Below are 23,906 nucleotides of genomic sequence, written 5' to 3'. Positions count from 1 at the left end.
TTCGTACAAGTGGTCGCGTCGTACAACTGGTCTTTTCGTACTAATTGGTTTGGGCGAGGTAAGCGTCCAGGGTCGCCGTGCGGTGCCGGCGGGCTGCCTTCTCGATGTCGTCGGCATCGGCACCGGACTCGATCAGCTTCAGGAGTTCCTCATGTTCCTCCACCGAGTCGCGGGCCCGGCCGGGGACGAAGCGGAAGGTGGAGGACCTGAGTGCGGCCAGCCGGTTCCAGCCGCGGTGTACCAGGTCCAGGATGTGCGGGTTGGGGCAGTGTTCGAACAGGACGCTGTGGAAGTCCTGGTTGAGCTGGGTGAAGCGCACCGGATCGAAGTGCTCCAGGCACTGGCGCATTTCCTGGTTCACGGCACGGGCCCGGGCAATGGCCTGGCCGTCGATCAGCGGTGCGGAGAGTGCCGTGGCGGCACCTTCCACGATGCTGAGGGTCTGCATGGTGTAGAGGTATTCGGTGGGGTCGATGCCTGCCACCGTGGCGCCGACGTTCCGTTCAAACGTCACCAGTCCCTCGGCTTCAAGCCTGCGGATCGCTTCCCGGACCGGAACCACGCTGAAGCCCAGGTCCTTCGCTATGGCACCCAGGACCAGTCGGTAGCCGGGAGTGTAGGTGCCTTCCACGATCCGTGCCTTGACGGCCTGGTACGCCTGTTGGGACTTGCTGCCGGGAGTGGCTGCCACGCCGGCCACGGCGGTTTCAGTCATGGCGGTTGCCTGCCCATTCCTTGTACCGGGCCTGCCATTCGGCGTTCATCGGGTAGAGGCCGTCCACGCTGTTGCCCTGCTTGACCATCTCGAAGATGAAGGTTTCCTCCTTTTCCTGCTGGATGCAGTCCTCAACGAGTTCTTCGGCGATGGCGGGCGGGATGACCAGGATGCCGTCGGAGTCGGCCACGATGATGTCGCCGGGCTGGACGGTGGCTCCGCCGCAGGCGATGGTGATGTCCGTGTCCCACGGGATGTGCCGGCGGCCCAGCACGGCGGGGTGCGGGTTGGCGAAGTACGTGGGCATTTCCAGGCCGGCCACCGCGGTATAGTCGCGGACGCCGCCGTCGGTGATGATCGCTGCCGCGCCGCGGACCTGGGCGCGCAGGGCCAGGATGTCGCCCACGGTGCCGGTGCCTTTTTCGCCGCGGGCTTCCATGACCAGGATTTCGCCTTCGTTGACGGAATCGATGGCGCGTTTCTGGGCGTTGAAGCCGCCGCCATGGGTCTTGAAGAGGTCTTCCCGGTTGGGCACGTAGCGCAGGGTCCGGGCCAGGCCCACCACGCGCCGGTCCGGGCGGGTGGCCTGGAGGCCGTCGATGCTGACGTTGTTAAGGCCGCGCTTGCGCATCTGGGATGACAGGGTGGCGGTGGCGACCGACTCGAGCTTGGCTTTCAGTTCCGGGGTGAGGGCGCTGGCAGGAGCAGGGAGCCCTGCGGCTTCGCGGGATCCGTAGGCCTCCTCCCGCTGCAGGTCGTCAACCTTGGGCTGGGCGCCAAAGTCCGCGAACGCCGTCGTGCCTTGCTCAACGGTGGTGACCAGGCGTCCGGTGGTGAGGGTGCCATCAATCGTGCCCGCCTCAACCTCCAGGACGTCGCCCGGTGCGGCCACGGAGGCGCCGGCAGGGGTGCCGGTGAGGATGATGTCGCCCTCCTCGAGGGTGAGGAGCTGGGACAGGTCCGCCACCAGCCGGGCGAAGGGGAAGAGCAGGTCAGCGGTTGTGTCGTCCTGGACCAGTTCACCGTTGTGCCAGGTGCGGATGCGAAGTTTGGAAGGGTCGACGGCGTCTGCCGGAAGAAGTGCCGGGCCCACAGGGGTGAACCCGTCCCCGCCCTTGGACCGGAGGTTGGAGCCCTTGTCCGCGTAGCGCAGGTCGTACACTCCGAGGTCGTTGCTGGCGGTGACGGCGGCAACGTGGCTCCAGGCCTCCTCGACCGTGACGCGGCGGGCGGCCTTGCCGATGATGAGCGCAATCTCGCCTTCGTAGCCGAGCAGTTCGCAGCCGGCCGGGCGCTCCACGGGGCTTCCGCTGAGCGCCAGCGAGCTGGAAGGCTTGAGGAAGTAGGACGGTTGGGCCGGGGTGCGGCCACGCTGGGCGGCCCGGCTGGGGTAGTTGATGTGCACCGCGACCACCTTGCGTGCTGCTGCCAGGGTGTCGCCGTTGACCTGCTCCAAAACGTCTCCTCATCAGGTACGAAATCGTATACGATCACTATCCATAGATTTGCAGCTTCCGTCAACCCCCTTGTTTCGGCTGTTTTTGCGGCACTTCCGGAGCCACTTGTCGCCCGCGTCACAACCGGCGTACAGTGGAAAACAAGTTTAGAGTTTTCGATTATCGAATCTACTGTTCTGATATAGAACACGAACTGATGTGAATCATCCACAACGAAGTGAGGAAAGCCCGTGCAGTTCCACCACCACGGATACGTATCCGGTGACCCGCGCATCAAGCCGGCAGCCGGCGTCGGACTGAACCGCCCCGAGGAGCTCCCGGAGGAAGTGGACGTGCTCATCGTCGGCACCGGCCCGGCCGGAATGCTCGCCGCCGCGCAGCTGTCCATGTTCCCCAATGTCACCACGCGGATCATTGACCGCCGGCCGGGCCGCCTCGCTATTGGGCAGGCTGACGGGATCCAGGCGCGCAGCGTCGAAACCTTCCAGGCCTTCGGGTTCGCAGAGCGGATCATCGCCGAGGCGTACCGGATCACGGAGATGGCGTTCTGGAAGCCGGACCCTGCCAACAACGCCAACATCATCCGCGCCGCACGCGCCGTCGACGACGAAACAGGGATCAGCGAGTTCCCGCACCTGATCGTCAACCAGGCCCGCGTGCTGGACTACTTTGCCGAGTTTGCGGCGAACTCACCCACCCGCCTCAAGCCCGACTATGGCTATGACTTCCAGGGCCTCACCGTCTCCACCGAGGGCGACTACCCGGTCACTGTGACGCTGCTTCACACCGCCGGACCCAACGAGGGCCAGGAGCGGATTGTCCGTGCAAAGTACGTGGTGGGGGCCGACGGCGCGCGCAGCAAGGTTCGCCAGGCGATCGGCTGTACGCTGGCAGGGGACCAGGCCAACCACGCCTGGGGCGTCATGGACGTCCTGGCCGTCACCGACTTCCCTGACATCCGCACCAAGTGCGCCATCCAGGCCGAGAAGGGCAGCATCCTGCTGATTCCGCGGGAAGGCGGCTACCTGTTCCGCATGTACGTGGACCTGGGCGAAGTGGATCCTGCCACCCACCACGCCGTCCGCAACACGAGCATCGAGCAGATCATCCACAAGGCAAACGAGATCCTGCACCCCTACACCCTGGATGTACGCAACGTGGCATGGCACAGCGTGTACGAGGTGGGCCACCGCCTCACGGACAGGTTCGACGACGTCCTGCCCGCGGACCGCGGCACCCGCACCCCGCGGGTGTTCATCACCGGCGATGCCTGCCACACCCACAGTGCCAAGGCCGGCCAGGGCATGAACGTCTCCATGCAGGACGGGTTCAACATCGCCTGGAAGCTGGGGCATGTGCTGGAGGGCCGCAGCCCCGAGAGCCTGCTGACCACCTACTCGGAGGAGCGGCAGGTGGTGGCCAGGAACCTGATCGACTTCGACAAGGAGTGGTCCACCATGATGGCCAAGAAGCCCGAGGAGTTCGAGCACCCCTCGGACCTTGAGGACTTCTACGTGCGGACCGCCGAGTTCCCGGCAGGTTTCATGACCCAGTACGCGCCGTCCCTGATTGTTGGCGGCACCGACCACCAGGACCTGGCCGCCGGCTTCCCCGTGGGCAAGCGTTTCAAGTCGGCACCGGTAGTCCGCGTGGGCGACACCAACCCCATCCACCTGGGCCACCACGCCACGGCTGACGGCCGCTGGCGGATCTATGTCTTCGCGGATGCGGCCCAGCCCGGAACGGACTCCACCACGGACAAGCTTGCCGAGTGGTTCGCGCACTCGCCGGAATCACCCCTGGCAGTAACACCCGCGGACGCCGACCCGGACGCGTGGTTCGATCTGAAGGTCATTTACCAGCAGCCGCACACCGCCGTCGACATCAATGCCGTCCCCTCCGTCTTCAAGCCGCAGGTGGGCCCGTTCAAGCTCACCGACTACGAGAAGGTGTACGCAACCGATCCCACGGCGGACATCTTCGACCTGCGCGGACTGGACCGCAACGGCGTCGTCGTGGTGGTCCGCCCGGACCAGTACGTGGCCAACGTCCTGCCGCTGACGGCAACCGCCGAGCTCGGCGCGTTCTTCGCGCCGCTGCTCAAGGCCGCGCCCGCACAGCCACGTCAGGCGGTGGCTGCCGCCGCCCGGTAGTCAGCCGCGGGGTACACGCCGAGGATCCGCACCTCGGTGGTGAAGAAGTCCAGTTCCTCGAGGGCCAGCTTCAGCGGCAGGTCCTCGGGGTGGCCTTCGACGTCGGCCATGAACATGGTGGCGGCAAACTCGTTGCCCACCATGTAGCTCTCCAGACGCGTCATGTTCACGCCGTTCGTGGCAAACCCGCCCAGCGCCTTGTACAGGGCGGAGGGGACGTTGCGGACGCGGAACACGAAACTGGTGACTGCCGGTCCGGGAAGATCCTGCCGGGCCGGCAGTGCCGTTTCCCGGGCAAGGACCACGAAGCGGGTGGTGTTGGAGGGGTCGTCCTCCACGCGCGAGGCCAGCACCTGGAGGCCGTAGATCTCCGCGGCCAGCGGGGGAGCCAGCGAGAGCTTGCGGGGGTCATTCCACTCGGCCACCTCCCGGGCGGACCCGGCGGTGTCACCGGCGATGACCGGCTTGAGGCCGTGGTCGCGGATCAGCTTCCGGCACTGGCCCAGGGCGTGGATGTGGCTGTGCACCTCGGTGGCGCCCTCAATGGTGCTGCCCGGAATGCCCAGCAGGTCGAAATGGATGGGCAGGAAGTATTCGCCCACGATCTGCAGGTTGGACTGCGGCAGCAGGATGTGGATGTCCGCCACCCGGCCCGCGATGGAATTCTCGATGGGTATCATGGCCAGGTCCGCTTCGCCGCCGGCCACCAGTTCGAAGGCGTCCTCGAAGCTGGCGCACGGGACGCTTTCCATGTCCGGGAACATCTGCTGACACGCGATATTGGAGTTGGCGCCGGGCTCACCCTGGTACGCAATCTTGGAGGCCATGGTCCGTATGCTTTCACGCGCGCGGGCCCGTTGCGAAAACGGGCCCGCGAGTGCTACGCGGGGGTGACGCGCAGCCAGAGGTACTGCCGGGGGAGGAGGGTGATGCCGTCGTCCAGTTGCAGGGTGGCTTCGGAGAGAAGGTCGACGGCGGCAGGGGAGTACCCGCCAAAGGTTTCCGCCGGGAGGGTCTGGGCGGAGTCGCTGAAATTGGCGAGGGCCAGGACGGTGCTGCCACCGTCCGGACCGCCCGGGCGCTGGTAGCCGAGCACCGAGCGGTTGTTCGTACGGAAATCCACCAGCGTGGTTCCGGCAAATTCAGGAGTGCCCGCCCGGACCTCGATCATGCGCTTCAATCCGGCGTAGACGGCCCCCTCGGGGGTGGAGGGATCGTCACGGCGGGCGTATTGTTCGGCGGGAAAGTGCGGCCGGTGCACCCAGCGGCTGTCCTCCTCGTGGCCGGGCTCGGACGCGTAGGAGTAGTCGTTGACCTGCCCCACTTCGTCGCCCAGGTACAGCAGCGGGATGCCGCCGGTGCTGAAGGGCACCGAATGGGCCAGGAGGATCCGTTCCACCGCCTCCGCCGGGTCAACCTCCATCCCGCACAGGGACGCCGTCGTGCCGGAAATCCGGCAGTCACCCGTCTTGGGGTTGTCCTGGAAGGGGACGCCGCGGGCGAAGCTGCCCGGGAACCGGTTGACGTAGAAGGAGTTCAGGAAGCGGCGGTGGTCAAAGCCGTTGATGCCCAGCTCGGCCGCGTCCTCATCGGCGAAGGTCCAGCCGATGTCGTCATGGCTGCGGACGTAGTTCACCCATGCCGTACCGTCGGGGATGTTGTGCCTGCGCTCCAGCGCCTGTGACAGCAGGGACACGTCCCTGGTGGCCAGGGACTCCCAGATCAGGGCCATCTGCAGCGGGTTGTAGGAAAGCTGGCATTCCGCGGGGTCGATGTACAGTGCCACCTCGTCGGGGTGCACGATGGCCTCCGACTTGAACAGCAGCGAGGGTGCCGCCAGGCGGCAGACCGCGTTGAACGCCCGGAGCAGCGTGTGCGCCTGGGGGAGGTTTTCGCAGGGCGTCCCCAGCTGCTTCCAGATGAAGGCGACAGCGTCCATGCGCAGGATATCCACCCCCTGGTTGGCCAGGAACAGCATCTCGGCGGCCATGGCCCGGAAGACGCCGGGGTTGGAGTAGTTCAGGTCCCACTGGTAGGTGTGGAACGTGGCCCACACCCACCGGCCGTCCGCCATCTGGATGAAGGACCCCGGATGGTTCTCCGGGAAGATCTCGCGGACATTCGCCTCAAAGGCGTCCGGCATGGTCCGGTCCGGGAAGATCCAGTAGTAGTCGCTGTACTCGGGATCGCCCGCGGCTGCCTTCCGGGCCCATTCGTGCTCGTCCGAGGTGTGGTTGAAGATGAAGTCCACCACCAGGCTGATCCCGTTGGCGCGCAGTTCGGCCGCGAGGGAGCGCAGCTGTTCCATGGTGCCCAGCTTGGGGTTGACCTCCCGGTAGCTCGACACGGCGTAGCCGCCGTCCGAATGCGGTTCGGGCGCCAGGAACAGCGGCATCAGGTGCAGGTAGGTGAGGCCCAGCTCCTTGAAATAGGGAATGCGGCTGCGCACTCCCTCCAGGCTTTCGGCGTAGCGGTCCACATAGCAGACGCCGCCCAGCATGCCGTTGGACTGGAACCAGTCCGGCGCCTCCTCGCGTTCGGCGTCCAGCGCCTTCAGCTCCGGGGAGCGCTCCTGCCACGACCGCGCGCTCTGCACCACCAGGGCGGACAGCTGCTCCAGCCAGTCCTGCCGGGCGCCGTAAAGCGAGTGGAACAGGCTGCGGAGGGTGGGGAAGTGCTCATCCAGCCGCCGGTCAAAGTCCGGATCCGCAGGGAGGCCGAGGTCCCGTTGCCGGGCGAGCGAAGCGATGACGGCCTGGCGCGCCTCTTCGTCCTCGTTAACGGTTTCCTGCATGCCACTGCCCCTTCCAGCCGCCGCCGAGATGTCCGGCCGCACATGTACTGAAGTATTCCATGTCACACATACTGAGCCTGTCCATCCTTGAGCCGCCTGCCGGCAAGGGCGGCGCCCACAACGCCCGCGGCGTTCTCGAGGCTGGCCGGAATGACCGGGGTGCGCAGTGAGAGGCGAGGGAGGTATTCGGTACTGCACGCTGAAATGCCCCCACCGATGATGATGAGGTCGGGCGAGAAGAGGAACTCCACGTGCGACAGGTACTGCTGCAGCCGGTCGGCGTACTCCACCCAGGTGAGGCCTTGGTTCTCCCTGACGACGGCCGATGCCCGGGACTCTGCTTTGCAGCCGCCGATTTCCAGGTGGCCCAGCTCGAAATTGGGAACGAGCCTGCCGTCCACCAGCAGTGCGGATCCGATGCCCGTCCCCAGGGTCAGGACCAGGACAACGCCGCGCTGGCCTTTCCCGGCGCCGTACAAGGCTTCCGCCGTACCGGCAGCGTCTGCGTCATTCACGACGCAAACGGATCGTCCAAGCCGGGACTCCAGGTAGGACTGGACATCAAGTCCCACCCAGCTGCCGTCCATGTTTGCTGCCGACAGCGCCACTCCGCGCTGGACAATCGAGGGGATGGCGACGCCGGCAGCCAGGTTCCCGTGCCCGGGGCTTTCGGATTGGAGCTCACTGATGAGCTGGTCCAGGGTGTCTGCCACGTCATCCACCCTGCCGCTGGACGGGGTCCGCAGGCGGCGGACAACGCCGGCCGGGATGCCGCTGCCCAGGTTGACGAGTGCACCCTTGATCCAGGTCCCGCCAACATCGATTCCTATTCCGAAATCCGGTCCGGAGCCGGCGGCAGGTGCGCTCACCGCAGCCACGCCGTGGCAGCGCCGGGCAGCCGGCCGGCTTCGAGTGGCGAGCTGGAGACCAGCAGCTGGCCCGCGGGCAGCTCGAAGGGTTCCGTACCGAAGTTCGTTATGGAGGTCCAGCCGTTGGGGCGCCGGAAGGCCAGGACGTCATCCCGGCCGGTTTCCAGCAGCTCCAGCGCTTCTGTTGTTTGCAGCTGCGACCGCAGGGCGAGTGCCCGGCGGTAGAGGGACAGGGTTGAATCCCCCTGGCCCTCCTGGGCCTCCACTGAGCTGCCCGCGAACCATTCCGGCTGCGGCAGGTGGGAGCCGCCGGGGCCGAAACCGAATGAGCTGCCCGCCGAGGTCCACGGCAAGGGGACGCGGCAGCCGTCGCGGCCGATCTCCACGCCCTTGTTCCGGAAGAAGGCCGGATCCTGCCGGGCGGAGTCCGGGATTTCACTGCCGACTTCCTGCAGTCCCAGTTCCTCGCCTTGGTACAGGTACGCAGAACCCGGAAGGGCGAACATCAGCAGGGACGCGGCTCGGGCGCGGCGCAGGCCGAGTTCGGCGTCGACATCTTCCTGCCTGCCGCCGGCCAGAAGCCACCGCTTGCCCGCCTGCCCGGCCATGATGTCACCTCCGGCCGAAGGCTCGGACGCGGGGAGGCCGTAGCGCGTGGCATGCCGGACCACATCGTGGTTTGAGAACACCCAGGTGGACGACGCGCCGGATGCTTCGGCCTCTGCCAGGTTCTTGATGATCGTCTTCCGGAACTGGGCGGCGTCGAAGTCCGCCTGCAGCAGGTCGAAGTTGAAGGCCTGGCCCAGTCCCTCCGGGCTGGCGTAGCGGGCGCGACGGTCGGTATGGACCCAGGCTTCGGCGACGGCGGTGCGCGGCGGGTTGTATTCATTGAACAGGCGGCGCCACTCGGCGTAGATTTCGTGGACCTCGTCGCGGTCCCAGTACGGGTGCTGCCCCGTGAGGTACAGCGCCTCGCCCTGGGCCTCGAGGTCCGCCTTGGTGGGCAGGGTTTCTTCCAGGTTCTTCGTCAGGGCGTGGGCGACGTCGATGCGGAAGCCGTCCACGCCCCGGTCCGACCAGAAGCGCAGGGTTTTCAGGAAGTCTTCGCGGACTTCGGGGTTGTCCCAGTTGAAGTCGGGCTGTTCCTTGGCAAAGATGTGCATGTACCACTGCCCGGGGCTGCCGTCGGGTTCGGTGATGCGCTCCCAGGCGGGGCCGCCGAACACCGAGTCCCAGTCCGACGGCGGCAGCTCGCCTTTTTCGCCCAGCCCGTCGCGGAAGATGTACCGGTTGCGCGCCGCGGACCCCCTGGGCGAGGCGAGGGCTTCCCGGAACCACTGGTGCCGGTCCGACGAGTGGTTGGGCACGATGTCCACGATCAGCTTGAGGCCGGCGGCGTGCAGGGCGTTGGCCATCGCGTCGAAGTCCTCCAGCGTGCCCAGCAGCGGGTCCACGTTGCGGTAGTCGTCCACGTCGTAGCCCCCATCGGCGAGTGCGGAGGGGTAGAAGGGGCTCAGCCAGACGGCGTCGATGCCCAGGTTTTTCAGGTACGGAACCTTGGCGGTGATGCCGTTGATGTCGCCGATGCCGTCGCCGTTCGAGTCCGCAAAGCTGCGGGGGTAGATCTGGTACACGGAGGCCTGACGCCACCAGTTGGGGTCGGCCGTGGGGGCGGGGTTGCTTTGGGTTGCCTGGGTGGCGGTGGTGGGCAAGATTGCTTCCTTCAGTTTCAGCTGTATCAGGTGTGTGGGTCCGGAGTTACTTGACGGCGCCCTGGGTGAGGCCGGACATGACCCAGCGCTGGGTAAACAGGTAGACGATGATGGCGGGGGCCATTGCCATCAGGTAGGAGGCGAAGGCCACGTTGTAGCTGTTGCTGAACTGCGTCTGGAAGATCTTTTGCAGCACGGGGATGGTCTGCAGTTCAGGATCGGAAATGATGAGTGACGGCATCATGAAGTCGTTCCATGACGCGATGAAGGCGAAGATGCCCACGGTTGCGCTCATGGGCCCCAGCAGGGGGAAGATGAGCTTCCAGAACACCTGCCACGTTCCCGCGCCGTCCATCCGCATGCTTTCCTCCAACTCCAGGGGGATCGAGCGGAGGAAGGCGGTGAAGAGCATGGTGTTGAAGGCCAGGGCGAAAACGATGTGCAGGATGGCTACCCCGAGCGGGTTGTCGAGTCCGACGAGTCCCGTGAGCTGGATCTGCGGCAGCGCCACCACGGGGAACGGGATGAACATTGCCGCGAGCAGGTAAAAGAAGGACCAGCGGAAGAGCCGACGGTCCCAGTTGCGGACGATGGCGTAGGCGGCCAGGGCCGAAACGATGATCTCCCCTGCAACGGCGATCACCGACACGAACACGGAAATTCCAAAGCCGCGGGGGAAGTTTGTGAGCGTCCAGGCCTGGGCAAAGCTGTCGAAGGTCAGGGGGCTTGGCAGGGAGAAGGCGTTGCCGTCCACTGCCTGGCCAGTGGTTTTGAAGGCCATGCTGACCGTGACGTAGAGCGGGACGAGCACGCTGAGCGTGCAGACAATGAGGATGATGGTGGCGGGCCACTGGATGCGTTCGGGCCCGGCGGGTAGCCGGCGGCCCTTGGCGGCCGCCGCGGGTTCTGCCTGGATGATGCTGGGTGCGCTGCTCATGCTGCGATCCCTCCCTTGCCACGTGTGAAGCGAAGTTGGACGAGTGCGATGACGATGCTGATGAGGAAGAAGATCACGGCGTTGGCCATCTGGTAGGCATAGTCGCCGCCTTCGAAGCCGCGGAAGATCGACATCGCGACGCTTCGTGTGGCCACGCCGGGCCCGCCGTCGGTGAGGCCGATGATGATGTCGTAGGCGTTGAGGTAGTTCTTGAACCCCAGGACCGTGTTGATCACGGCGTACCCCGCAATGAGCGGCAGGGTGATGTGCCGCAGGTTCTGCCAGGGCGATGCCCCGTCGATGGAGCTCGCCTCGTAGACCTCGGCGGGGACCGTGAGGAGCCCCGCGATGTAGATCAGCATGGCACTCGGGATGGACTGCCACGCCGTGACGAAGACGATCGCAAGCCACGCGAGCTGGGGGTTTGCGAGAAGGCTGGTGGCCAGCGGCTCGATTCCCATGCTTTTGCCGGCAAGGGGCAGCGAGTTCGAGAAGAGGTACTGGAACACGAACGCGATGACGATGCCGGAGATCACCATGGGGATGACGAAGACGGTGCGAAGCGCGGCACGGAAACGGACGCGGGACGTGAGGCCCAGGGCCAGGAGGAAGGCCACGGCATTGACGACGATGACGGTGACCAGCGAGAAAACGAGTGTGAAGCCGTAGGCGCCGAGGACTCCTTCATCACGGAACACCGCGATGAAGTTCCGGATGCCGATGAAATCGAAGTCACCGAAGCCCACGGAGTTCGTGAAGCTGTAGATGAACCCGAGAACGGCGGGCAGCGTGACGGCCAGCGTGAAGATCACCAGCGAGGGCAGGAGGAAAACATAGTAGAGCGGATCAATGCGGCTTTTGCGCACGCGTGTGGTTCCAGTCGCTGCCGGGGCCGTCACCTCCACCCTGGTGGAAGGTCTCGTCATTGATGACATGGATGGTCCTCGTTTCGTGCTTTGAGAGATCGAAAGTGTGGGTCTAAGCGCGGAAAGCCAGGCGGGCCCAGTCGGCGTCCATCCTGCGCAGCGTGCTCTCGGCATCGGCGCCGCCGATGATCGACTGGATGTAGTTGGCGGCCGGAATCGAGTTCGGAATGAACTGTGAGGCGCCCATGTAGAAGCGGCCCTCGTCGTAGTACTTCTGCATCTCGACGATTCGTGGGTCGGTCACCGGTGGCGCGTCCTTGGTCGTCCCGAAACCCAGGAATTTGGCGTTGTAAGGGTTCTGGATCTCAGGCCGCATCAGGTACTGCAGGAAATCGCGGGCACCCTGCTGCCCGTTGGCGACCTCGGGAACCCAGAGCGAGAGGTCGATGTTGACGCGGACTTTGAGATCTGCGGGATCACCGGTCATGGGCAGCGGGAAAGTTCCCAGATCCAGGTCTTTGCCGGTCTTTTCGATCTCGCCAAAGGCCCAGGGTCCCTGGAAGTACATGGCGGCCTGGCCCTGGGCCATTGCCGTGTTGCCGTCTCCGTAGCCTCGGCTCGCCGCATCGGGATTGACGTATTTGGTCAGTTGGACCATGCGCTTCACCGGCTCGAGCATCGTTTTCTGGAACGAAACTTCCGAATCCGGTCCGACGTTTTCGCCAATCCCATGCATTTTCTGATAAAAGTCGCGCACGTTGACCATGCCGCCCACCGTGTAGTCGAACAATCCCTGTGCCACGGTCCAGGGGTCGCGGAAAGTGCCGTAGATCGGCGTGATGCCTGCTGCCTTGAGCACCTCGCACACCTCGATCAGTTCATCCCAGGTTGTTGGGACGGCCACCCCGTTCTCTTCGAAGATGCGGCGGTTGTAGATGACCGAGGCCGCCATGACCGAGTAGGGGATGACGCTGGTGCGGCCGGCATAGGTTGGATACCAGTTGGTGAGGTCCAGCACGTCGTCCCGGATGGAGGCCGCTGCCGGGAGGTCGGAAAGATCCGAGAGCGCCCCGCGCTCCATGAACCGCGCCATCTCCAGGTTGTAGTTGAGGCATCCGAGGTCCGGGGGACTGCTGCGGACGAAGCTGGCAGAGAGATTTGTGGCCATGTCATGCAGGACGCGCACCCGGTCCTGCGAGTCGGTGAACTTCGCAGCCAGGTCCCGGAAGTATGGAACTGCCTCCGGCTTTGACTGGTGGAACGTGATGGTGGGCCTGGCACTGGCCGGGGCGCAGCCGGCCAACCCGAAAGCGGTGAGCGCACCTCCCGCAGCGGCAAGGAAAGTGCGCCGGGAAACGTGTCTCCCGGCGGACGTCAAAGGTGGCAACATCGGCTCCTCTTGGACTCTCGGATAGTTTATATGGGTCTTATATTTAGGACCTATATGAGGATGGGGGACGCAGGGGCTATCGTCAAGGGGTGGACGGAAATACGGCGAGCTCGACACAACTGTTACGGCAGATCAACTCGGAGGCGCTGTTGCGCTTCGCCCTCCAGGAACAGGTGTTTACTGCCGGAGAAGCCATGGCTGCCACCGGGCTTACCCGCGCCACGGTGCTCGGGGTTTGTGACGGCCTGGTTGATGCGGGCTGGCTGGAGGAATTGACTGACGCCCGTACCGAGGCCGGCAGGCTCAAGGGCAGGCCGGCGCGGCAGTACCAGCTGCGCGAAGCTGCGGGTGTGGTTGTGGGCCTGGATGCCGGGGAGGGCTACTTCACAACCATCGTTGCCGACCTGCGCGGCCGCGAGCTGGGCAAGCGCCGCCAAAGCATTGATTCGCACGCGCTGGAACGCGCCGGCCGCGTGGCGAATGCACGGGAGCTGATCCGCCTGGCCCTTGAGGATGTTTCATGCACCCCGGAGGATGTCCTGCTCACGGCCGTCGGCGTCCCGGCGCCCATTGACGCGAACGGCGCGTCTCCCGCCGGAGGAGAATTCTGGCAGTTGATGAATTCCGGCTTCGCAGGGCACCTTTGGGGCACTGTCATCGTCGAAAATGACGCCAATCTCGCCGCCATCGCGGAGCAGGCACAGGAGCCGTCAGCCAACGTGGCCACCTTGCTGTCGGGTGAGCGGTTTGGTGCCGGCCTGATTGTCGATGGGCGCCTGCTGCGGGGTCGCCAGGGGGGCGCGGGGGAGATGCGGTTCCTGGATGAGCTGGACAGCAAGTTCGTGCCGGATGAGGGGAGCTCGGACGGGTTCGGAGCACTTGCGCGGAAGTGGGCGCGTGCCCGCGTCCATTCCTACGATGGCGAGACGGTGCTGCGGCAAATACCCGAGGAGGACATCAACGCCGAAGATGTCTTCCAGGCGGCCCGCGCGGGAGACCCGCTGGCACAGGACATCATCGCCAGGCTCGGGGTGCGGCTGGCGCGAATCGCTGTGGTGCTCTCCAGCCTTCTTGACATTGAGCGGGTGGTCATCGCCGGTGCGATCTCACGCGCCATCGAACCGGTCCTGGAGCACGCCCGCAGCCTGCTGCCCACGGATTCCGGCCTGCCGCTGCCGGATCTGGTTGCGAGCACTCTCGGGGCGGAATCCGTAGTCCGGGGTGCCATTGAGTCGGCGCTGATGCGGATCAGGCGTGAACCCTCAGCGTTCATTCCGCGGGCGCCCCGTTCCTGAAAGGCGGGCGGGCGGACAGCCTAAAGCACGCTGCGGATGGCCTGCTCGAAACTGGTCACGTGCTCAAGGGCCAGCTTGCCCGCCCGGTCCGAGTCGCCGTCGGCCACTGCCTCCAGCAGTTCCACGTGTTCGGCGATGTGCTCCGCCACTGACGGCACCTTTTCCAGCACCATGCACCAAATGCGGGTGGCCAGGTTGTCGTAACGGATCAGCACGTCCTCGAGGTGGGTGTTGGCGGCGGCCCGGTAGATGAGGCGGTGGACCTTGATGTCATACCGCATGAGGTCATAGGGATCGTCATCCGCCCCCATCCTGGCAATTGCCGCCGCGGTTTCCCGTATTTCCTTGCGCAGGGCAGGGGTTGCCAGCTTGGCGGCCCGGCGGGCTGCCAGGGGTTCCAATGACTCCCGGAGTTCGGAGACGTCCGCGAGTTCGGTGATGTCGACGACGGTGGCGAACGTTCCACGGCGGGGGTACGACACGACGAGGTGGTCACCTTCCAGGCGCTTGAGCGCTTCCCGGACCGGCGTGCGGCCGATCCCGAGCTCGGCGGCGAGCTTGCCGTCGTTGATGGCCTCACCCGGCCGGATGTCGAGCATGATGAGCCGGTCCCGGAGGTGCCGGTAGGCCTGCTCGGCGAGCGAGAGGTCGCCTTCTCCGGCCAGCTGGTTCTCTGTCATTACGCTCATTCCGAGCTCTCCCAAGGTAGCTATTGACTGCCGCGTGATCTACAACATACTATTACGTCAGTTCTAATATATCAGTTACAGATCAGTTATGGATCAGTAACTCCGAAGGGCCCCAGAAGGAGAACCATGCAGGATGTACTGAACGCCTCGCTCGCCACGGTTGACGCCGACGTCGCCGCCGCTGTGGCGCGGGAACTGCACCGCCAGCAGTCCACCCTTGAAATGATCGCGTCGGAGAACTTCGCTCCGTCAGCCGTGATGGAAGCCCAGGGCTCGGTCCTGACCAACAAGTACGCCGAAGGCTACCCGGGCAAGCGCTACTACGGCGGCTGCGAGCACGTGGACGTCATTGAACAGCTCGCCATCGACCGCGTCAAAGCCCTCTTCGGCGCCGAATTCGCCAACGTCCAGCCGCACTCCGGCGCGCAAGCCAACGCCGCCGCCATGTTCGCCCTGCTGAACCCGGGTGACACCATCCTTGGCCTCTCCCTGGCCCACGGCGGCCACCTGACCCACGGGATGAAGATTAACTTCTCCGGCAAGCTCTACAACGTGGTCCCCTACCACGTCCGCGAATCAGACCTCCGCGTGGACATGGCCGAGGTGGAAGCGCTGGCCCTGGAACACAAGCCCAAACTGATCGTGGCCGGCTGGTCCGCCTACTCCCGCCAGCTGGACTTCGCCGAATTCCGCCGTATCGCCGACCTCGTGGGCGCCTACCTCATGGTGGACATGGCCCACTTCGCCGGCCTGGTGGCTGCAGGCCTGCATCCCAACCCCGTCCCGTACGCCGACGTGGTCACCACCACCACCCACAAGACCCTTGGCGGACCCCGCGGCGGCGTCATCCTCGCCAAGGAGGAATACGCCAAGAAGATCAACAGCGCCGTTTTCCCCGGCCAGCAGGGCGGACCGCTGGAGCACGTGGTTGCCGCCAAGGCGGTGGCCTTCAAGCTTGCCGCTGCTCCTGAATTCAAGGAACGCCAGGAGCGCGTCCTGCAGGGAGCAAAGCTGCTGGCAGAGCGACTCCTCCAGCCGGACGTCCAGGCCGCAGGCATCTCCGTGGTCAACGGCGGCACCGACGTCCACCTGGTCCTGGTGGACCTGCGCCACTCCGAACTGGACGGCCAGCAGGGTGAAGACGCCCTCCACAAGATCGGCATCACCGTCAACCGCAACGCCGTCCCGTTCGATCCCCGCCCGCCGATGGTTTCCTCCGGCCTCCGGATCGGCACCCCCGCCCTGGCCGCCCGCGGATTCGGCGCCGCCGAGTTCACCGAAGTGGCCGACATCATCGCCTCCGCGCTGATTGCATCGGCCGGCACGGGCACCCTGCCCGGGGACACCGCCGTCGAACTCCGCGAACGCGTGACGGCCCTGGCCGAAAAGTTCCCCCTTTACCCGCACCTCACCGCCGACGCCGGCCTGGCCGACGCTGAAGCAGACCTGATTGGAGCCGCCCAGTGAGCACCCAGCACCTTCCGGAGCACCCGGACTTCCTCTGGCGGAACCCGGAACCCAAGTCCTCCTATGACGCCGTGATCGTGGGCGGCGGCGGGCACGGCCTGGCCACCGCCTACTTCCTGGCCAAGAACCACGGGATGACCAACATTGCCGTCCTGGAAAAAGGCTGGCTGGCCGGCGGCAACATGGCCCGCAACACCACCATCATCCGCTCCAACTACCTCTGGGATGAGAGTGCGGCCATCTACGAGCACGCCCTCAAGCTCTGGGAGATCCTGCCCGAGGAACTCGAGTACGACTTCCTGTTCAGCCAGCGCGGCGTGATGAACCTGGCCCACACCCTGGGCGACGTCCGCGAAAGCATCCGCCGCGTGGGCGCCAACAAGCTCAACGGCGTGGACGCCGAATGGCTGGACCCGCAGCAGGTCAAGGAACTCTGCCCCATCCTGAACATCCGCGACAACATCCGCTACCCCGTCATGGGCGCCACCTACCAGCCGCGCGCCGGCATCGCCAAGCACGACCACGTGGCCTGGGCCTTCGCCCGCAAATGCGACGAAATGGGCGTTGACATCATCCAGAACTGCGAGGTGACCGGCTTCCTGAAGGAGGGGGACCGCGTGGTGGGCGTCAAGACCAACCGCGGCACCATCAACACCGAAAAGGTGGGCCTCTGCGCCGCAGGCCACAGCTCGGTCCTGGCCGAAATGGCCGGCTTCCAGCTGCCCATCCAGTCCCACCCGCTGCAGGCGCTGGTGTCCGAACTGCACGAGCCCGTCCACCCCACGGTGGTCATGTCCAACCACGTCCACGTCTACGTCTCCCAGGCCCACAAGGGCGAACTGGTCATGGGCGCCGGCGTCGACTCCTACAACGGCTACGGCCAGCGCGGCTCCTTCCACGTCATCGAGCAGCAGATGGCGGCCGCCGTCGAGCTCTTCCCCATCTTCGCCCGGGCCCACGTGCTCCGGACCTGGGGCGGGATCGTGGACACCACCCTGGACGCTTCCCCGATCGTGGGCCTGACCCCGGTGGAGAACATGTTCGTGAACTGCGGCTGGGGTACCGGCGGGTTCAAGGGCACGCCCGCCGCCGGCCTGACCTTCGCGCACACCATCGCCACCGGCGCCCCGCACGCACTGAACAAGCCGTTCTCGCTGGAGCGCTTCGAAACCGGCGCCCTCATCGACGAACACGGCGCCGCCGCCGTGGCCCACTAGCCGCCGCCACCAGAAAAGGACTAACGCACATGCTGCTGATCCCATGCCCCAACTGCGGCCCGCGGGACGAAACCGAATTCCACTACGGTGGCCAGGCCCACGTTCCGTACCCGGAGAACCCGTACGAGCTGAGCGACACCGAATGGTCCCGCTACCTCTTCTACCGCGAGAACCCCAAGGGCATCTTCGCCGAACGCTGGGTCCACAGCACCGGCTGCCGCCAGTGGTTCAACATGCTCCGCGACACCGTGAGCTACGACATCCAGGCCGTGTACCCGATGGGCGTGCCGCGGCCGGCCGCGCCCGTCCCGCCTGCAGCCGATACCGGCACCGCAAGCACCGGCCCGGCGAGCACCACCCCCCTCAGCCCCAGCACCGCCCCGGAAGGAGCGACCAAGTGACTTCCCAGAACGCCCGCCTGGCAACCGGCGGCCGCATCGACCGCACCATTTCCTGGCGCTTCACCGTTGACGGCGAGGAGTTCACCGGGCACCCCGGCGACACCCTGGCCTCGGCGCTGCTGGCCAACGGCCACATCGCCGCAGGCAACTCGCTCTACGAGGACCGCCCCCGCGGCATCATGTCCGCCGGCGTCGAGGAAGCCAACGCCCTGGTCCGCGTGGAGGCCCGGTTCCCCGGCCACGTCGCCGAGTCCATGCTCCCTGCCACCACCGTCTCGCTGGTGGACGGGCTGCAGGCCACCCTGCTGAACGGCCTGGGCAAGCTGGATCCGGAAGATGACCGCGCCGAGTACGACAAGAAGTACGTCCACACCGACATCCTGGTCATCGGCGGCGGCCCTGCCGGCCTGGCCGCGGCCCGCGAGGCAGTCCGCAGCGGTGCCCGCGTGATGCTCCTGGACGACCAGCCCGAGCTCGGCGGCTCCCTGCTCTCCGGCTCCACGGCCCCGGGCGTGGCAGAGACCATCGAGGGCAAGCCCGCCCTGGAATGGGTGGCCGACGTCGAAGCCGAGCTGGTGTCCGGCGCGGAATCCACCGTGCTGAACCGCACCACCGCGTTCGGCGCCTACGACGCCAACTACGTCATCGCCGTCCAGAACCGCACCGATCACCTGGGCAGCCCCGCGGCTCCCGGTGTGTCACGCCAGCGGATTTGGCACATCCGTGCCAACCAGGTGGTCCTGGCGCCCGGCGCCCACGAACGTCCCCTGGTGTTCGAGAACAACGACCGCCCCGGCATCATGCTGGCATCGGCCGTCCGCACCTACCTCAACCGGTACGGCGTGGCCGCCGGGAAGCGCGTGGTCATCAGCACCACCAACGACAGTGCCTACGCCGCCGCAGCCGATCTCGCCGCCGCCGGCGTCAAGGTTGCCGCGGTGGTGGACGCCCGCCCTGCGCTGACCGCCGTGGCAACTGCCGCCGTCGAATCCGGAATCCGGGTGCTGATCGGCAGCGCGGTGGCCAACACCTCTGCCGACGCATCCGGCCGGCTGGACGGCGTCACCGTCCGCAGCATCAACGACGACGGCGAGCTCACCTCCGGCATCGAGCAGATCGCCTGCGACCTGCTGGCGGTGTCCGGCGGCTGGAGCCCGCTGGTCCACCTGCACTCGCAGCGGCAGGGCAAGCTGCGCTGGGACGACGAGCTGGCAGCCTTCGTGCCCAGCACCGAAGTGCCCAACCAGCAGACCATCGGCTCCGGCCGCGGCTCCTTCGCCACCGCCGACTGCCTTGCCGAGGGCGTCTCCGCCGGCGCGCGGGCCGCCATCGCCGCGGGCTTCGAATCCGCCGTCGAGCCTTCCGTTTTCGCTGAGCCCAAGGCCGCCGCCCCCACGCGCCAGCTCTGGCTGGTGCCGGGGGAGAACGGCACCCCCGACGACTGGCACCACCACTTCGTGGACTTCCAGCGCGACCAGTCCGTGGCTGATGTGCTGCGCTCCACCGGGGCCGGCATGCGTTCCGTGGAGCACATCAAGCGGTACACCTCCATCAGCACCGCCAACGACCAGGGCAAGACCTCCGGCGTCAACGCCATCGGCGTGATCGCGGCGGCCCTCCGCACGGCCGGCGAGGCCTCGCGCGGCATCGGCGACATCGGCACCACCACCTACCGTGCACCGTTCACCCCGGTGGCCTTCGCGGCACTGGCCGGACGCCAGCGCGGTGAACTGTTCGACCCCGCCCGCATCACCTCCATCCACCCCTGGCACGTCGCCAAGGGCGCACTGTTCGAGGACGTTGGACAGTGGAAGCGGCCCTGGTACTACCCCCAGGGCGGGGAGGACATGGACGCTGCCGTGCTCCGCGAGTGCGCCGCCGTCCGCGAATCCGTGGGCTTCATGGACGCCACCACCCTGGGCAAGATCGAGATCCGCGGCAAGGACGCGGGGGAGTTCCTGAACCGGGTCTACACCAACGCGTTCAAGAAGCTCGCCCCGGGTTCGGCGCGTTACGGCGTCATGTGCACGCCGGACGGGATGATCTTCGACGACGGCGTGACCCTGCGCGTGGACGACGACACCTACTTCATGACCACCACCACCGGCGGCGCCGCGAAGGTCCTGGACTGGCTGGAGGAGTGGCTGCAGACCGAGTGGCCCGAACTGGACGTGCACTGCACCTCGGTGACGGAACAGTGGAGCACCATCGCCGTCGTGGGACCCAAGTCCCGCGAAGTCATCGCGAAGGTGGCTCCGGAACTGGCTGCCAACGGTGGCCTGGAGGCCGAGGCGTTCCCGTTCATGACCTTCCGCGAAACCATCCTTGCCTCCGGCGTGCGGGCCCGGATCTGCCGGATTTCGTTCTCCGGTGAACTGGCCTACGAAATCAACGTGCCGGCCTGGTACGGACTGAACACCTGGGAAGCCGTGGCCGCCGCAGGTGCTGAATTCAACATCACCCCCTACGGCACGGAAACCATGCACGTGCTGCGCGCCGAGAAGGGCTACCCGATCGTCGGGCAGGACACCGACGGCACCGTCACTCCGCAGGATGCCGGCATGGAATGGATCGTCTCCAAGGCGAAGGACTTCATCGGCAAGCGTTCCTACACCCGGTCGGACGCCCAGCGTGAGGACCGCAAGCACCTGGTCAGCGTCCTCCCCGTGGATGGCACGCTGCGGCTGCCCGAAGGCACCCAGCTCGTGGAAAAGGGACGTTCGACCAACCCCGCCTACGGTCCCGTGCCGATGGAAGGGTTCGTCACCTCCAGCTACCACAGCGCAGCGCTGGGCCGGTCGTTCGGCCTGGCCCTGATCAAGAACGGACGCAACCGCATCGGCGAAACGCTGGTGGCAGCCGCCGGCGACCAGCTGGTTGACGTAGTTGTTGCAGAAACAGTGCTTTTTGACCCAGAAGGGACCCGTAAAGATGGCTGAAACAGCAGCATCCCCCACCGCCGCAGACAAGAATCTCGCAGCCCGCGTCAGCCCAGCCAGGCAGCTCGCGGAGGCCTTCGCGGCAGGCTCCCTGGCCGGCACCGTCGAACTTAGGGAGCTGCCCTTCCTCACCATGGTGGGTCTCCGGGCCCAGGCAGGATCGGACACCGCGCAGCGCCTGGCCGCCGTCACCGGCGGACTGCCGGCCGGCGTCGGCGCCGTGGACAGCTCCGGCGACACCTCGGTCCTCTGGCTGGGACCCGGTGAATTCCTGGTGGTGGCACCCACCGAGGCACACGAGTCCCTGGGCGGCGGCCTGATCCCCGCCCTCCGGGACGCGCTGGGCGACGGCGCGGGCCAGGTGGTGGACCTGTCCGCCAACCGGACCACGTTCGAACTGTCCGGCCCCCGTGCCCGGGCGGTCCTGGAAAAGGGCTGCTTGCTGGACCTGCACCCCCGGGTGTTCAAGGCGGGCACCGCCTACTCCACGGAGATCGCCAACATCCCCGCCATCCTGTGGAAGACCGGTGAGGACTCCTTCCGGATCTTCCCGCGGGCATCGTTCGCCGAGTTCCTGGGCCGGTGGCTGCTGGACGCCATGCGGGAGTACGCCTCGCCAGAGGTCCCCTGATGGCGCTCAGCGTCCTGGACCTGTTCTCTGTTGGCATCGGGCCCTCGTCATCACACACGGTGGGCCCGATGCGGGCGGCCAAGCTCTTCGCCGATGGCCTGAAGGGCGACGGCCAGCTGGCATCCACCGTGCGCGTCCAGTCGGAACTGTTCGGTTCCCTGGGCGCCACGGGGCGCGGCCACGGCTCCGACAAGGCGGTGGTCCTGGGACTGCAGGGCCTGGAACCCGAAACGGTGGATACGTTCACCGCGGACGACCAGGTGGCGGCCGCGGCCCTCAACGCTGAACTGCACGTCGCCGGCTCGCACCGCGTGGACTTCAACTGGGAAGAGGACGTGGTGCTCCACCGCCGCAAGTCCCTTCCCGCGCACCCCAACGGCATGACCTTCCGGGCTTTCGACCACACCGGAGCCGTGCTGAGCGAGCGGAGCTTCTACTCGATCGGCGGCGGGTTCGTGGTGGACGGCGACGCGGAAGGCGCGGACAAGGTGGTGGCGGACGACACCGTCCTGCCCTACCCGTTCTCCACGGCGGACGAGCTCCTGCAGATCTGCAGCCGCGAAGGCATGTCCATCTCCGACGTCATGCTGGCCAATGAGCTCACCTGGCACAGCGAAGCCGAACTGCGGGAGAAGCTGCTGGGCCTGTGGGCCGTGATGCGCGAATGCGTGGAGAACGGCTGCAACGCCGAGGGCATCCTGCCGGGCGGCCTCAAGGTACCCCGGCGCGCACCTGCGCTGTTCCGCACGCTGACTGCCTCCGCAGCATCGGCGGAGGCGTCCGCAAAGGCGGCGGCAGCAACGCCGTCGCCCGTCCAGGCGCCGGCGGACCCGCTGCTGGCGATGGAATGGGTCAACCTGTTCGCGCTCGCCGTCAATGAGGAGAATGCGGCCGGCGGGCGGATCGTCACCGCGCCCACCAATGGCGCTGCCGGGATCGTGCCTGCCGTGCTGCACTACTACGTGAAATTTGTTCCGGGAGCAGACGACGACGGCGTGGTCCGCTTCCTGCTGGCGGCTGCCGCCGTCGGAATCCTGTTCAAGACGAACGCCTCCATCTCCGGTGCCGAAGTGGGCTGCCAGGGGGAGGTGGGCTCCGCCTGTTCGATGGCGGCGGCCGGGCTCTGCGAAGTGCTCGGCGGAACGCCCGCCCAGGTTGAGAACGCCGCGGAGGTGGGGATCGAGCACAACCTGGGCCTCACCTGCGATCCGGTGGGCGGCCTGGTGCAGATCCCCTGCATCGAGCGGAACGCGATCGCCAGCGTGAAGGCGATCAACGCAGCCCGCCTGGCCCTGCACGGGGACGGCAGCCACAAGGTCTCGCTGGACAAGGCCATCAAGACCATGCGCGACACCGGAGCCGACATGAAAACCAAGTACAAGGAAACCTCCAGAGGAGGACTCGCCGTGAATGTGATCGAGTGCTGAGCCATGACTGTTACTGAGACCCGGATGCCCGCCCCGAAGGCGCCCACCACCGTGGAACACGTCCTGACCCTCGACTGCGCCGAGGGCCCCGGCATTGTGCATGCCGTCTCCGGCTTCCTGCTGGAACACGGCTGCGACATCATCGACAACAAGCAGTTCGGTGAGCGCTCCGAGGGCCACTTCTTCATGCGCGTCCACTTCGTGTCCGAGGGGGACGAGTCCACGCTGGATACCCTGCGGAAATCGTTTGCTCCCGTGGCGGACAAGTTCGGCATGCGGTGGCAGCTTGAACGCCACGGTTCAAAGCGCAGGGTGCTGATCATGGTGTCCAAGTTTGGGCACTGCCTCAACGACCTGCTGTTCCGGGCCCGCATCGGCGAACTTCCCGTTGACGTGGTGGCGGTGGTGTCCAACCACCGTGACCACCAGGCCCTGGTGGAGTGGCACGGCATCCCGTTCCACCACATCCCGGTCACGGCTGACACCAAGCCCGACGCCGAGGCCAGGCTCATGGAACTGGTTGATGGGCTGGAGGTGGAACTGGTGGTGCTGGCCCGCTACATGCAGGTGCTCAGTGACGACCTGACCCGGAAGCTGGACGGCCGCGCCATCAACATCCACCACTCGTTCCTGCCCAGCTTCAAGGGCGCCAAGCCGTACCACCAGGCCTATGCACGCGGCGTCAAGACCGTGGGCGCCACCGCCCACTACGTCAACGCCGAACTGGACGAGGGACCCATCATCGCCCAGCAGGTGGTGGAGGTGGACCACACCTACGGGCCCGAGGACCTGGTGGCCGCCGGCCGCGACACGGAATGCAAGGCCCTCTCCAACGCGGTGAAATGGCACTGCGAGGGCAGGGTCCTGCTGCAGGGCAACCGGACCGTGGTGCTGCGGTAGGCCGGTACAACTAAACATCACCGGCGCGGCCGGCTGCCCCCAAGGGC

19 protein-coding genes are annotated in these 23,906 nt (G+C 66.3%); 9 read left to right on the top strand and 10 right to left on the bottom strand.

Annotated elements, in window-relative coordinates:
• Nucleotides 1-40 precede the first annotated feature (40 nt).
• Entirely contained in the window at nt 41-715 is a 675-nt protein-coding gene (locus tag LDO14_RS18770) for a GntR family transcriptional regulator (protein ID WP_018770016.1), read from the bottom strand.
• Entirely contained in the window at nt 708-2,171 is a 1,464-nt protein-coding gene (locus LDO14_RS18765; RefSeq protein WP_018770017.1) for a fumarylacetoacetate hydrolase family protein, read from the bottom strand. The genes LDO14_RS18770 and LDO14_RS18765 overlap by 8 nt, the downstream gene beginning before the upstream one ends.
• Before the next feature lie 231 nt (nt 2,172-2,402).
• Here LDO14_RS18765 and LDO14_RS18760 point away from each other — a divergent pair, with 231 nt between their 5' ends.
• The gene (locus LDO14_RS18760; RefSeq protein ID WP_018770018.1) at nt 2,403-4,325 is read left to right on the top strand and encodes an FAD-binding monooxygenase; all 1,923 of its coding nucleotides are present in this window, start codon (nt 2,403-2,405) and stop codon (nt 4,323-4,325) included.
• Here LDO14_RS18760 and LDO14_RS18755 read toward each other — a convergent pair.
• The 7 genes from LDO14_RS18755 to LDO14_RS18725 all read right to left on the bottom strand — a co-directional run bounded on the left by LDO14_RS18755 (nt 4,298) and on the right by LDO14_RS18725 (nt 12,893).
• Complete coding sequence (locus LDO14_RS18755; RefSeq protein WP_056391895.1) at nt 4,298-5,152, bottom strand: prephenate dehydratase; 855 nt, start codon at nt 5,150-5,152, stop codon at nt 4,298-4,300. The genes LDO14_RS18760 and LDO14_RS18755 overlap by 28 nt on opposite strands.
• Nucleotides 5,153-5,205: 53 nt before the next feature.
• On the bottom strand, nt 5,206-7,119 hold the full coding sequence (locus tag LDO14_RS18750) for an amylosucrase (RefSeq protein WP_223992896.1): 1,914 nt from the start codon (nt 7,117-7,119) through the stop codon (nt 5,206-5,208).
• 62 nt (nt 7,120-7,181) lie between these two features.
• Entirely contained in the window at nt 7,182-7,997 is an 816-nt protein-coding gene (locus LDO14_RS18745; protein WP_144600124.1) for a polyphosphate--glucose phosphotransferase, read from the bottom strand.
• Complete coding sequence (locus LDO14_RS18740) at nt 7,985-9,700, bottom strand: glycoside hydrolase family 13 protein (protein WP_223992894.1); 1,716 nt, start codon at nt 9,698-9,700, stop codon at nt 7,985-7,987. Before LDO14_RS18740 ends, LDO14_RS18745 begins: the two co-directional genes overlap by 13 nt.
• Nucleotides 9,701-9,746: 46 nt before the next feature.
• Nucleotides 9,747-10,637 carry a carbohydrate ABC transporter permease gene (locus LDO14_RS18735; protein WP_142070541.1) on the bottom strand — a complete coding sequence of 297 codons (891 nt, stop codon included), beginning with the start codon at nt 10,635-10,637 and terminating at the stop codon, nt 9,747-9,749.
• A complete protein-coding gene (locus tag LDO14_RS18730) occupies nt 10,634-11,563 on the bottom strand; it encodes a sugar ABC transporter permease (RefSeq protein WP_134165035.1) in 930 nt (309 codons plus the stop codon). The genes LDO14_RS18735 and LDO14_RS18730 overlap by 4 nt, the downstream gene beginning before the upstream one ends.
• Before the next feature lie 52 nt (nt 11,564-11,615).
• Nucleotides 11,616-12,893, bottom strand: coding sequence for an extracellular solute-binding protein (locus LDO14_RS18725; protein WP_223992890.1), 1,278 nt, complete (start codon nt 12,891-12,893; stop codon nt 11,616-11,618).
• A gap of 89 nt (nt 12,894-12,982) precedes the next feature.
• Between LDO14_RS18725 and LDO14_RS18720 the strand changes: the two genes are divergently transcribed.
• Nucleotides 12,983-14,188, top strand: a complete 1,206-nt coding sequence (locus LDO14_RS18720; protein WP_223992889.1) for an ROK family protein — start codon at nt 12,983-12,985, stop codon at nt 14,186-14,188.
• Between the two features lie 20 nt (nt 14,189-14,208).
• On the opposite strand, the gene LDO14_RS18715 is transcribed toward LDO14_RS18720, so the two are convergent.
• Nucleotides 14,209-14,868 (bottom strand): GntR family transcriptional regulator, encoded by a 660-nt coding sequence (locus LDO14_RS18715; protein ID WP_082581758.1) that lies wholly within the window; start codon nt 14,866-14,868, stop codon nt 14,209-14,211.
• A 135-nt stretch (nt 14,869-15,003) separates the two neighbouring features.
• Here LDO14_RS18715 and glyA point away from each other — a divergent pair, with 135 nt between their 5' ends.
• Genes glyA through purU form a run of 7 tightly spaced genes read left to right on the top strand, consistent with a single transcriptional unit; the run spans nt 15,004 to nt 23,859 of the window.
• A complete protein-coding gene (gene glyA / locus LDO14_RS18710; protein WP_018770028.1) occupies nt 15,004-16,344 on the top strand; it encodes a serine hydroxymethyltransferase in 1,341 nt (446 codons plus the stop codon).
• Complete coding sequence (locus LDO14_RS18705) at nt 16,341-17,561, top strand: sarcosine oxidase subunit beta family protein (protein ID WP_018770029.1); 1,221 nt, start codon at nt 16,341-16,343, stop codon at nt 17,559-17,561. The genes glyA and LDO14_RS18705 overlap by 4 nt, the downstream gene beginning before the upstream one ends.
• 29 nt (nt 17,562-17,590) lie before the next feature.
• A complete protein-coding gene (locus tag LDO14_RS18700; RefSeq protein WP_018770030.1) occupies nt 17,591-17,962 on the top strand; it encodes a sarcosine oxidase subunit delta in 372 nt (123 codons plus the stop codon).
• Nucleotides 17,959-20,901, top strand: coding sequence for a sarcosine oxidase subunit alpha family protein (locus LDO14_RS18695; protein WP_223992885.1), 2,943 nt, complete (start codon nt 17,959-17,961; stop codon nt 20,899-20,901). Before LDO14_RS18700 ends, LDO14_RS18695 begins: the two co-directional genes overlap by 4 nt.
• A complete protein-coding gene (soxG, locus tag LDO14_RS18690; protein WP_223992884.1) occupies nt 20,894-21,532 on the top strand; it encodes a sarcosine oxidase subunit gamma family protein in 639 nt (212 codons plus the stop codon). Before LDO14_RS18695 ends, soxG begins: the two co-directional genes overlap by 8 nt.
• Nucleotides 21,532-22,959 (top strand): L-serine ammonia-lyase, encoded by a 1,428-nt coding sequence (locus LDO14_RS18685; RefSeq protein ID WP_134165037.1) that lies wholly within the window; start codon nt 21,532-21,534, stop codon nt 22,957-22,959. The genes soxG and LDO14_RS18685 overlap by 1 nt, the downstream gene beginning before the upstream one ends.
• Before the next feature lie 3 nt (nt 22,960-22,962).
• Entirely contained in the window at nt 22,963-23,859 is an 897-nt protein-coding gene (gene purU, locus LDO14_RS18680) for a formyltetrahydrofolate deformylase (protein ID WP_018770034.1), read from the top strand.
• The last annotated feature ends 47 nt before the right edge of the window (nt 23,860-23,906 follow it).

It is taken from the genome of Arthrobacter sp. NicSoilB11 (assembly GCF_019977375.1).
Lineage (GTDB): Bacteria > Actinomycetota > Actinomycetes > Actinomycetales > Micrococcaceae > Arthrobacter.
This window is presented reverse-complemented; position numbering and strand designations above follow the sequence as displayed.